Origin of the sequence: Bacillus sp. K2I17 (genome assembly GCF_002209985.1) — a bacterium.
GTDB classification, from domain to species: Bacteria; Bacillota; Bacilli; order Bacillales; family Bacillaceae_G; genus Bacillus_A; species Bacillus_A wiedmannii.
Map to the genome: position 1 here is coordinate 1 of NZ_NJGF01000071.1, position 11,347 is coordinate 11,347.

General features: G+C 32.9%; 11 protein-coding genes and 2 pseudogenes. 2 read left to right on the forward strand and 11 right to left on the reverse strand.

Annotated features, from left to right (window positions below):
* Positions 1 to 96: 96 nt before the first annotated feature.
* The 6 genes from CER22_RS29805 to CER22_RS29830 all read right to left on the reverse strand — a co-directional run bounded on the left by CER22_RS29805 (position 97) and on the right by CER22_RS29830 (position 4,893).
* Entirely contained in the window at positions 97 to 381 is a 285-nt protein-coding gene (locus tag CER22_RS29805; protein ID WP_088610354.1) for a hypothetical protein, read from the reverse strand.
* Positions 382 to 642: 261 nt separating this feature from the next.
* Positions 643 to 867, reverse strand: a complete 225-nt coding sequence (locus CER22_RS29810; protein WP_088610355.1) for a hypothetical protein — start codon at positions 865 to 867, stop codon at positions 643 to 645.
* Positions 868 to 1,326: 459 nt separating this feature from the next.
* Positions 1,327 to 1,590 (reverse strand): hypothetical protein, encoded by a 264-nt coding sequence (locus CER22_RS29815; protein ID WP_088610356.1) that lies wholly within the window; start codon positions 1,588 to 1,590, stop codon positions 1,327 to 1,329.
* Positions 1,591 to 1,873: 283 nt separating this feature from the next.
* Positions 1,874 to 2,842 carry a sugar phosphate isomerase/epimerase family protein gene (locus tag CER22_RS29820; RefSeq protein ID WP_088610357.1) on the reverse strand — a complete coding sequence of 323 codons (969 nt, stop codon included), beginning with the start codon at positions 2,840 to 2,842 and terminating at the stop codon, positions 1,874 to 1,876.
* Positions 2,843 to 3,847 (reverse strand): Gfo/Idh/MocA family protein, encoded by a 1,005-nt coding sequence (locus tag CER22_RS29825; protein ID WP_441296826.1) that lies wholly within the window; start codon positions 3,845 to 3,847, stop codon positions 2,843 to 2,845.
* Between the two features lie 14 nt (positions 3,848 to 3,861).
* A complete protein-coding gene (locus CER22_RS29830) occupies positions 3,862 to 4,893 on the reverse strand; it encodes a Gfo/Idh/MocA family protein (RefSeq protein WP_088610359.1) in 1,032 nt (343 codons plus the stop codon).
* A gap of 165 nt (positions 4,894 to 5,058) precedes the next feature.
* Between CER22_RS29830 and CER22_RS29835 the strand changes: the two genes are divergently transcribed.
* Positions 5,059 to 5,988, forward strand: coding sequence for a helix-turn-helix domain-containing protein (locus CER22_RS29835; RefSeq protein WP_088610360.1), 930 nt, complete (start codon positions 5,059 to 5,061; stop codon positions 5,986 to 5,988).
* Positions 5,989 to 6,005: 17 nt separating this feature from the next.
* Here the strand turns inward: CER22_RS29835 and CER22_RS29840 are convergent, their stop codons facing one another.
* From CER22_RS29840 to CER22_RS29865, 5 genes and pseudogenes are all read right to left on the reverse strand, one after another.
* Positions 6,006 to 6,932, reverse strand: coding sequence for a hypothetical protein (locus tag CER22_RS29840; protein WP_088610361.1), 927 nt, complete (start codon positions 6,930 to 6,932; stop codon positions 6,006 to 6,008).
* A 9-nt stretch (positions 6,933 to 6,941) separates the two neighbouring features.
* Positions 6,942 to 7,925: an RNA-binding protein gene (locus CER22_RS29845; protein WP_088610362.1), complete on the reverse strand. Its 984-nt coding sequence runs from the start codon at positions 7,923 to 7,925 to the stop codon at positions 6,942 to 6,944.
* A 339-nt stretch (positions 7,926 to 8,264) separates the two neighbouring features.
* Positions 8,265 to 9,700, reverse strand: a pseudogene (locus CER22_RS29855) (IS4 family transposase).
* A 197-nt stretch (positions 9,701 to 9,897) separates the two neighbouring features.
* On the reverse strand, positions 9,898 to 10,227 hold the full coding sequence (locus CER22_RS29860; protein WP_088610364.1) for a 6-aminohexanoate hydrolase: 330 nt from the start codon (positions 10,225 to 10,227) through the stop codon (positions 9,898 to 9,900).
* Entirely contained in the window at positions 10,220 to 10,456 is a 237-nt protein-coding gene (locus tag CER22_RS29865) for a helix-turn-helix transcriptional regulator (protein WP_000659713.1), read from the reverse strand. The genes CER22_RS29860 and CER22_RS29865 overlap by 8 nt, the downstream gene beginning before the upstream one ends.
* A 621-nt stretch (positions 10,457 to 11,077) precedes the next feature.
* Here CER22_RS29865 and CER22_RS33550 point away from each other — a divergent pair.
* Positions 11,078 to 11,347 (forward strand): annotated as a pseudogene (locus tag CER22_RS33550) (hypothetical protein); the annotation flags it as partial.

An 11,347-nucleotide genomic window follows, 5' to 3' on the forward strand; every position in this document is an offset into this window, starting at 1 on the left:
AATATCGAATCTCAATGGCTGCTTAGTCTTTTTTTAAAGCTGTCTACTTGACGGGGATAAGACCAAGAACCAATTAGCTCAATGTCTTTTTTCTTTTTAAATGTTTGTATACTCAAAGTACAATTTTTCTGGCTTTCCATACATGTTGATTTCATTTTGATATACGGCAGTTAATTGCTGAGACATCTCAATGCTTTCCATATAGGATAATGAAGCAGCTGCTTCTATTTTTCCTTTAATTTCATTAGGAATAACTGCGTAAGATAAGCTATCCATTTTACTTCCTAATTTAGTATCTGTAGCAGCTTCATAATAAATTTCGGTAATTAAGACCTCATTATCATCTGGATCATACATATATCCTCGGTTAACTGTAATCATATTGTAGACTCCTCTCAGATTTACGTTTTCTAATTCCTTGTGCTTTTAGCATTGCAACAAGTTCTTTACGTATATATATAAATCTCATATTTTCTATAGCTTCATTCCATTCTATCTTTACTGTACTATGTCTCTTTTATGAATTGTTCTTAAAAGCGGAGAGTTCAGAAATTCTTAACAAAAGTAGGATATGAAAAATTCCTAGATTTGGTTGTAATTTCTTACCGCTTTTAATATTTGACGTTCTCTAAATTCGCTTTTTTACAGTGTAATAGCGTAGACCCAGGAGCCTTTTTCAAACCTGAATGTATCAAGATCTTTATCTATACGATAGAAAATATTCGGTTCATGCTCTGAAATTACTGCAAGATACATATAAACTTTCTCTTTACCTATATATTTAATTCCCTCAATTGATAAAGAGAACATATCCCTCATAAGTTCTTTACAATATAAAATCTCTTTTAATTCTTTTTCAACATCCATAACTAACCTGAAAAAAATTCATTTGTAATTCCCCCTTCAATATAGAAAAAAGCACTTTGAAAATGTGCTTAAATTCCTCTTCCTATTCTTTTATCCCAAATGGTCTAATACATATAGTTCCTAACTTAAAGACAACACAAAAAGGCTTCTTTAAGTCGATTAAAAATGTGCATAGCAAAATAAGCTAAATACACCAATCGGCTCAAAGAAGTCCTTTCAAAAATGAAACAAGACGCAACTTGCTTCTACAACTCAACCACAAAACAAAAAGGTGTGGGAATAAACGGAATCAATTAAACAATAAATATACTTTTATATTAATCTATTTTTATATGATGTTCAATTGTTTTTAATTGCACGAAGATAAGAAGGAATTTTCTATGCAGCTGTTATATGTATTGAATAATAGTGCCCCTGTTTCCCCTGCTAAAAATCCCCTCTTATTTTCAGTTCTTGGTGTTACTTCATGTACTGCATTTCAAAATAAAGTTTTTCTGGCTTTTGATTTTGGTCTAAATAACAAAGTATTTCTTGAATGGTTTCTTCTTCTACTTCCATACTTTCCATGTAAGACATACTTTCATTTTCTTGGACCTTTTCAAAAATGGTAGTAGGTAGTTTGTCTGCAGCAAACACATCCATTTTACTTCCTAGCTTTTGCTCGGATGCAGCGTTGTAGAAAATTTCGTTCACAATTACCTCATTATCATCTGGATCGTACATGTACCCTCTTTGTATACGTAGCAATGTAGTGCTCCTTTCTTATGTATTCCTTCAATAAAATAACTATATTTATATATATTGTTATTTTTAGAGAAGGTGTCAAAGAATATTATTTCGTAAAATCCGCACTTTGTATAGAGGTAGATACAGGATAATTAGTTTTCTTAAGTTTTTTTGGAATATTACGTCCTTTTTTAAACATTTCTTTAAAAAAAAGAGAAGCTCATATTCTTTTACGAATGGCTTCTCTGAAAAAATGTTACTCCTTTCTTTTTAAACAAAGTTACACCCACCACATCTGTGAAGGATTTTCCTCAATTAAAATAGATTGAAGATTTTTTGTGGCACGTTTAAATCCTTCTTGAATAGACATGAGTGGATCTTCGTGTTCAATACTTACAACATAATCATATCCATATGTACGAAGTGCACTCATCATTTGTGACCATTCTTCTAAGCTATGGCCACAACCAACAGAACGGAACGTCCAAGCTCTTGTTTTCACTTTACCGTAGGGCTGCATGTCTGTTAAACCATACATATTTACATTATCTTGATCGATGTAAGTGTCTTTTGCATGAAAGTGATAAATTGCATTTTCTTTCATTAATAACTTAATAGCGACGACAGGGTCAATTCCTTGCCACCATAAATGACTAGGGTCTAAGTTAGCACCTATCGCGTTACATGTTTCTTCACGTAGTTTTAGTAATGTATATGGCGTATGTACTAAGAAACCACCGTGAAGTTCTAAACCAATTTTTACACCATGTTCTTTTGCAAATTCACCAACTTGTTTCCAATAAGGAATGAGCTTTTCTTCCCATTGCCATTTTAAAATATCATTGTATTCATTTGGCCATGGTGCAACAGGCCAATTCGGGTATTTTGCGCCTTCATGGTCACCTGCTACGCCTGAAAAACAATTCACAACAGGTACGTCTAGTAGTGAAGCTAGTTGAATGGTTTTTAACAATGTTTCATGAGATTCTGTTGCAAAAGCAGCATCTGGGGATAATGGATTTCCGTGACAACTAAAAGCGCTAATGATTAAGTCTCTTTTTTGTACATGTTCTATATATACGCTTCTGGCTTGTTCACTTTCTAATAATACATCTAAGTTACAGTGCGAACCTCCAGGATAACAACCTGTACCAATTTCTACTGCATGCAAACCGGCTGCTTGTACATAATCTAGCATTTCTTCAAATTCCATGTGAGAGAAAAGTGTTGTAAATACTCCTAATTTCATTTATCTTCCCGTCCCTTCTTCATGTATGTTACTACTTTCGTAAATTGCATCAATAATTTGCGATACTTGCAGCGATTCCTCAGGCTTTACAATTAATTCTTCATCGTATAAGCAAGCTTTTACAAAGTTTTCTGCTTGCAAAATTCCAGGATCACCGTCATTTGCTATCCAAACCGGTTCACTATTTAATATCATATTATGTTTTATTGTATATAACTCAATTGGAAAAACATTTATTCCACCGTTTACTCCGGAGATACTCACATGTTCTTCATCATTTTTAATATTTGCTGCCCAAGAAGTTTCAAATAACAATGATGCCCCATTTTCAAACTTTATGTATGCGGTAACATGATCATCAACTTGAAATGTTTTGTAATCATATTTTCCCCACATGTTTACTTGATTTGGTAGCTTACTAACGGCATTATAGACACTACCAATGACTTCTGTTTGTTTTGGATTTCCAATTAACCAAAGTGCTAAATCAAGAAGATGACAACCGTAATCTATTAAACTTCCTCCACCTTGTAATTCTTTATTTGTGAAAACGCCCCAGCCTGGTACTTTTCGGCGACGGAGTGCTTTTACACGAATAACAAGAGGTGTGCCAATCTCACCTATCATCATTTGTTTTGCAACTTGCGACTCTTTCATGTAACGATAATGATAAGCGATAGCAAGTTTTTTACCGTTGTTTTTTGCAGATTCTATCATTTTTTCGCATAATACATGTTTCCCTGCTTGTAATGCTGCGATAGAAATCTCAGCATGAAACTTATTAGGTGTACAAATACAAACAGCATCAACTTCTTTAAAGACTTCTTCATACGTTTCAAATACATAAGGAATGTTATATGTTTCAGCGATTTGTTTTGCGTGTTCTATGTTTCTATCATGTATAGCCGTAATCGTACAATATTGATGTAACTTTACAAATGCAGGGATATGGCGATTTTGTGCAATTCCTCCTGCCCCTATTATTCCAATGCGTAGTTTTATCATGTCTTCCCCTTTTCTCATAATGGAATTGTAACAATTTGTTTTGTTTCACTTGATTGTATGGCTGCTAAAATGACTTCTAACGATTTCATTCCATCTACACCATTAATTAATGGTTCCTTATCAGATAGGATAGACACTACAAATTGCTCAATCACATGTGAATTACTTTGGCCAACAGTGGCGTTTGATTGAATTTTATTAAGCTCGTATTTTACAACTTCCCCATTTTTATATTGGATAATGAGTGAGTTAGTTGGGTCATCTTCTAGGCGAAGAGTGGCCTTTTCTCCATAAATAATTGTTGAATTATCTTCCTTGCTAACGTAAGACCAACTTGCTGCAAGTGTTCCGATAATACCACTCTCGCTTTTTAATATGCATACCGCACAATCATCTACATTCGAAAATGTTTTCGCGCTTGTCTCAACAAAGGCACCAACCTCTGTAATTTCTTCATTAAGAATATACCGAATTAAATCCGCTTTATGTACACCTAAATCACCCATTGCACCAAGAAAAGCCTCCTCTTTTTTTAAGAACCAGCTCTCTTTTCCATCTACACTCCAATTTTCAGGACCACTATGACCAAACGCTGTACGAAAGCTATATATTTTGCCGATTGCACCACTTTTAATCAATTGTTTTGCTTTTTGATGAGAAGCAACAAAACGCTGGTTATGGCCAATCATTAACTTTTTACCGCTTTTTTCAGCAGCTCCAATCATCATTTCCGCGTCTGCTTTTGACGTTGCCATTGGCTTTTCACATAGCACATGGATCCCTGCTTGTAATGCAGCGATAGAAATTGATGCATGTAAATGATTTGGTGTACATACACTCACTGCATCTAACTCTTCACAATTGATAAGCTCGTTATAGTCAGTGTACATATTTACACCATAATTATTGGCAATCTCTTTTGCACGTTTTTTATTACTATCACAAACAGCCACAATCTGTACATATGGGTTTGCTTCATATTCTGGTAAATGACGATGCTGCGCGATGCTTCCACATCCAATAATACCTACCTTTAAAATATTCAAGATCATATCCTCCTTTTGCTTGATTTGAAATTATTATAGAAATTTTTTGATTGAAAAAATATGCTATATATCGTTATGTTTTTATCAAAAGTTGCCTTTTTTTATAAGAAATAAGAAAACTTTTGATAAAAGTGTTATATTGCTAACAAGGAGGTGTAAACGTCTATGACAGAAGGGAATTGTAATAAACATACTGAAGCAATTGAAGAAAAGGTCATTTATCAAAATCCATTACTATTTTTAAAGGTATGGGACATTGTTATGGAAACTTCTTATTATGATCAAATTGAGAGGGCACCTTGGCATTATCATGAAGAGATTGAGTTTTTAGCAATTATAGAAGGATATTTAGGCATACAAAGTAAAGATAAGTATATTGTTCTTGGCCCTGGAGATGTTTTTATTTTAGGGAAATCTGAGTTACATCGGTCACATAAACCTTCTGCAGATTCTTTACACTACGTTGTGTTCCAAGTGAATTTAAAACAACACTTTGACCGAAGCATTATACAATATTTACATTGCTTTTCAGAACGAACAAAATCCTTAAATGAGTTAAACTATATTTTTGAACAAAATGAAGTAGTAAAACATGAAGCTTATGCTCTTATTATAGAAATTTTTACAGAATCAAAAAAGAAAATAAACGGATATGAAATCGCTATTAGTGTTGCTATTAAGAAATTACTCTTAATACTATTAAGAAACGACAAACATAACATTTTAAATTATAGTGAACAAGACGACTTGGCTCGTTTAAAACCAGTACTTGATTATGTAGAAGATCATTTAGGAGAAAAGATAACCGTAACCAAAGCATGCGCTTTAATAAATTTAAGCTATCATTATTTCATAAAATACTTTAAAAGAATTATGGGTATTTCCTTTTTTGATTATGTGAATTATAAGCGCATCAAACAAGCAGAAAGTTTATTAATAACAAGCGACCTTAGTATTACAGATGTTGGATGTGAAGTTGGAATTGCAAACATGTCACAGTTTTATAAGTTGTTTAAAAAAGAGAATAACTGTTTACCAAAGGAGTTTAAGCAGCGAATACAAAGCAGTAAACAAGCCACCCTTAAAAGAAATTAATAGCTTGTAAGGGTGGCCTAGTGTGTTGCGAATAGCTTTGTATTTAATTGTTTAATCTCCCCTTCTGAAAGGGGCTGATAAAATGCATGTTGTAATCCTTGTATATGCAAGGTCTCTCCTATACATAACAATACTTTACCAGGAAGCAGGTCAAGTAATAGTTCATTATTAATTTGCTTTGCTTGTTTTTCAGTAGAAACATAAATAACCAAGATAGTAGGATTATTTCCAAAACCCCGCATAATAATATCTTTTCCTGATTCTACAAAAGTTTTCCATCTAGCAATTATTCGTTTTAATCGGTCTTTTTTATCAGATAACAAGGTAGAGTATACAACGAAATTAAATTTACGTTCTTCCCCGCCGTTTACTATAAAACTTAAAGGAGGGGTAAAAACCCCTTTATTAATGGATGGATGCATAATATGCCCTAAAAAGGATGAAGCATAACGCAGGTGGCAAAGTAGGTCTATATCATGCCAATAACGTAGGTGAACATATTTACCATGATTATCAATTCGCTCTGGAGCAAAGAAGAACATATTTCCTTGCCAGTATTTTAAGAGTTTATAACCATTATCGGATAACGTATATGTTTCTTCAAAGATCTCCATATCAAAAATCTCTACTTGCCATTTCTCAATTAGACGATAGTAAAGTAATCCTTGAAGTGCATCATTTATTTTCTTACGTGAATATTTACTTTTGAATAAATATAATAAATGATTGAATCTAACGGACATATGCAAACCAATGAAAGTGAGTAATGCATATTGTTCTTCTGTTAAATGCTGCTTAAACTTAACTAATTCGTCATAAGAGTGGAATACATAGGTTTTATCCAAATCATGTATCCGATATATTTGAAGTCCTTGTACATCCTCACTTGATAAATGAGGAATAGAAGGGATATAAGTAGACATTTGTTTCTCTATTGTACGCATAATCATCCATTAAAATTGGTAAATTGACGAATTAGATTTTTTACTCTGGCCTTGCGGATAATTTAGGATACGTACGGTTCCTCTTCTATTTTTAGCATCAATATTAAGCAGCTCACATGTAACGATTGTTTGGTTAATTGCATCTTCTGGGGTTGGGTTTGCAAGATTACGGCTCTTTAGTCCTTTAAACTGAATACCTGGTGCAACCTCAACGAAAATCCCAGCAATTGCATCTACACCTACAATTTTACCTACAAAGCGGTCACGGCGTTTGTTTAGTTCTAATAGCTTCTCCATAGGATCTGTTTCTAATATTTTTTTATTCCCTCTAAACTCATAGCGGCCATTTTTTTCTACCACTTTATCAATAATAAGTTCTATAACATCACCAATAATAATATCCTCTGGACGAACGAATGAATGGGACCAGTGTGAGTACCTAATCCCTACTGTTACGCCATGAACTTCAACCAATACAGTTTGTGCAGATGGAATATGTCCAGAAACGGTTCCTGTGTATACTTTATTCCCCTCTTGTGTCTCTACTTCTTCATATAGCCTTTTTTGAAGTGCTAGTTCCCCTGCTGTGATAGATACAACTGCAAAGTTGCCTTCTTCAGTTTTTTGGAAGTGTTCAATAATAACAGGCTTTGTTCTACCCACTAGCCATTGAGGATTTTTAGGAATATTTATACCTGCCTCTGTAATTGGGCAATATGCAGTTGTATGAGTACCAATTTGCATTGTAAGCACTTGTATACGCTCAGACGTTCCGTTTTTAGTCGGGAATAGTTTTTCAGATACGACTGTAATTAAACCTTTCCCTACAGTGCGCTCACGTTTCATACGGGCTAATTCCTCTAATTCATGTTCACGTACTCGCTCGAATTGATTAAAGTTTGTTTCTAGCAGTGTGTCACCTTGCGGATTCTCTGATTCAAAAACCATTCCATGTTCTTCTACAGTTTGAGTGTTTGTCTTTTCGTCTGTCATTACATTTTCCTCCTAGAACGTAAAAAAGGACACACCTGTACCGTTGGGATGGTACGTAAGGTGTGTCCTTCACGTAAATTATGTTTTATTTATATAGTTGTTAATGCAAATATAATGGTATTTTTAATCAAATGCAAGAATAATTTTAAAATCATAAGTTTACTATAGGTTAAATCAAAATCTAGAATGCAGTCTTACTAGGGGTACCGCTACATGCCCATCAACTTAAGAGTGAAAAAACTGAGCTTTCATTCAGCCGGATTAAAACATTCTCAAAATAGAAGTATATTCTTAAAAATGCGCATACCAAATAAACCCTAACGGGTTTCACTTTTTTGATTATGCAATTTTCTTTTGATTTCTTAGTCCATTATACTCATAGACAACACCCATAATATCAAAGATAGTTTTCTTCTCATATCTGTGAGATTTTCGTCCATTCTTCTGTAGAAGACGGAACAGGCGAATTAAAATCTTTGTTATGCTTCGGGTGTTTTGCTGTATAGCTTGATATAGAATGTATAGATGGTCTTGAATCATTCCAATGGCTTTATATTCGCTTAATTCTCTTTTCTTCTTTTGTAAAATTAATTGTCGCATCTTAAACATAGTAGAAGAACATAGAAAAATAGCGATGAGCTTTCCATAAATATGGCATTCTAATCGCTCTTGTTTGATATTGTGCCAATCATGAATTTGAAATAAGGATTTCCAAGTTTTAAAGATAATTTCAATTTGCCAGCGGAGTGAATAAAAATCATGTATTTGTTCCATCGGAACCCATTCCAAAGGGGTATTGGTAACATAAATGTTCATACCAGCTAATCGTTTACTTTTCTCTGAGTACGTAATACCCTTTTTACTTTCCGTATACACTTGTTTTTTCTTACGTTCTAGAAGTTGTTTTTCAGTTAATCGATATATAATAACTCGTGTAAATAGTTTTTTATCTTTCCCAATTTAAGCATCTGTTATTTTATAGACCTGTCCTGGTTTTAAAGTATTCATAATGTGTTCTAAATCAACTTTGATATACTGAGACTGTTTTTTACTGTCCCATTTCGAAAGTATTCAGGAAACTCATTTTTGATATACACCATATTGTTTAGTTTAAGCCGCGATATATAATACACACCTCGTTGGTCCATTTGATCTAAATCGTCCATCGAATAATAACCTAAATCCCGAATACATAGATCGCCAGGCCGTAATGTCGCTAAACACTCTGTTCCAAAGGTCTTATCATTATTCTTTCCTGGCTCAACTTGAAAATTTAAAAACTGTCCGCTATGTAAATCATATTCTAATTGAATCTTTATACCCGCTGTTTGTGCACAACCACCTGATCCAGGATACACACTAGCTAAATGTTTTGGCACTTGAAAAATCGTCGCATCTAAAATACGAATCCGTTGAAAATAGGTGATTGAAGAGCTTGGAATCACGGATGTTTCACAAATTTTATTTTTTAATAATATGGAGAAAATATGTTTTAAAAAACAAACAGCCTTCTTATTTAAACGCTTATTGAGTCCTTCTGGACTCATAAGAGTTCCTGTAACAGCATGAAGTTGACTACACAGTCGCACTAAAGAATCACTCGCTACCCGTTGACTAATCCAGATACAGATAATAGCTAAATCATGACCTGAAAACTTCCGTTTCCGTTGTACAAACCCTAGTTCTTTAGCAAGGTTTTCTAAAAATGAAGGAGTAAGATGTTCATATAATTCTTCAGCAAATAATTGTAGTTCACTTTGAATCGAAAGATTCATAAAAAATATCATCCTTTCTATATCTCCAATTAGATATTTTCTACAATGCACTTCGAATCGCCCTTTGTAAATGTTCTTATGCGATATTGTTTGAGAGATTTTGTCCCCACACGATTAGCTAGCACTTACAACCAAAGCAACAAAAAACAGTAGTGCATAAAACCACTACTGTTTTTTATTGTTTTTTTGCAAGTCAATTATTTAAATTCTTGCCTATATAATTTAAACGAATAAATAGCTCCAACGAATAATACAAAAGCTTCAAATAATATAAAGATTTGACGGAATGTCTCAATATCTTTACCAACTAATGAAATAAATATAGCATTCATTAGAATTTGAATAGAAAACATACGAGAAGTAATTTTTAAATAAATGGCATTTGTTCTTTCATCTGGTTTCCCAATTTTCTTATAGATGATAATAAGTGCAATACATGAACCTACAAGTAGAACTGATGTAAAGCCTACAACGATATTGAAATTATCTGTGCTTTCTAACATCCATTTGTTTAATAGATCAATCATTATTATCTTCCTTTCCTACATAAGAGAATATTTCGTTTATATCAACCTCAAAATAATTTGCTATTCGATATGCTAATACCAGTGAGGGAGAATAATTATTCTTTTCCATAACAAATATCGTTTGCTTAGAAACGCCAACAGCATCAGCTAAATCTTTTTGTGACATTCTTCTTAAAACTCTATGTTCATACACTTTATTTATTATAGAATCTCCAAATTTTTCTTTCACAGTTAACACCTTCCTTTCTTAAAATATATATTAAACTTATTTTATAAAAAAGTAAAGTTTAATTATACAAAAGATATTTTTTGTTATATAAATTACAAGTATATTGGATGATTTCGATAAAATGAAAAATCCATTTTGAAAAAAATCTAATCAAAATGGATGCATTACTTTTAAATGAACATTTCGTTTTATAAAAATTCAATCAAGCCTTCGCGTCTATCTTAAAAACATCGTAACTTTATTTCAAATCTATAAATATAGCTTGTTTAGAAAAAATAGCTTTTTTTACACTTGGTGGGTAGTTAAAATACTTAAGTTGATGGGCATGGGGTACCGCTAGCATTTCGGAAAAAACCAAGCTAAGAGTATGCAAAATTTTATACAATTTTTCGAGTAATCCAGTAACAAACGAGAAACCTAAAAACGAGGCATAATAGGAATGTATAAAAAAATGCATAGCTCCATAGAAAGGAAAAAGGAGATTCTCTTGTGAAAGTAGGGTTTCTTCTTTTTCCTCTCTACCGATAATGAGACGTTATGTTAACTAGATTTGAATATGATATTCACTTAAAAAAGACTGAGAAATCACTCATATGAAGAACTTCGGAAAGGATGTGACAAATGAACTGCTATACTCATTGTCTATATTATCCTGTCAATTATCCATATCATGTACCTTATCAGGATTACAGAAATTTTCACTCAATTAACCCATATTATACTATTCCTTATTTTAATTATCTTTATTATTCAACTCCAACTTATCCTATAAACAGAACAAATTATATTAAAACTAAATATCCCTCTAATCGTCAAGGTTTAATCAGTCTACAAAATAATGCTAATACTCAATGGAAAGACCATTATCTAGATATCGATGGTAATACTGGT

Coding starts and splice junctions, on each gene's coding strand:
- CER22_RS29805 (WP_088610354.1), bottom strand. CDS start 381: ATGATTACAGTTAACCGAGGATATATGTATGATCCAGATGATAATGAG.
- CER22_RS29810 (WP_088610355.1), bottom strand. CDS start 867: ATGGATGTTGAAAAAGAATTAAAAGAGATTTTATATTGTAAAGAACTT.
- CER22_RS29815 (WP_088610356.1), bottom strand. CDS start 1,590: ATGTACGATCCAGATGATAATGAGGTAATTGTGAACGAAATTTTCTAC.
- CER22_RS29820 (WP_088610357.1), bottom strand. CDS start 2,842: ATGAAATTAGGAGTATTTACAACACTTTTCTCTCACATGGAATTTGAA.
- CER22_RS29825 (WP_441296826.1), bottom strand. CDS start 3,847: ATGATAAAACTACGCATTGGAATAATAGGGGCAGGAGGAATTGCACAA.
- CER22_RS29835 (WP_088610360.1), top strand. CDS start 5,059: ATGACAGAAGGGAATTGTAATAAACATACTGAAGCAATTGAAGAAAAG.
- CER22_RS29840 (WP_088610361.1), bottom strand. CDS start 6,932: ATGCGTACAATAGAGAAACAAATGTCTACTTATATCCCTTCTATTCCT.
- CER22_RS29845 (WP_088610362.1), bottom strand. CDS start 7,925: ATGACAGACGAAAAGACAAACACTCAAACTGTAGAAGAACATGGAATG.
- CER22_RS29860 (WP_088610364.1), bottom strand. CDS start 10,227: ATGATTGATCTATTAAACAAATGGATGTTAGAAAGCACAGATAATTTC.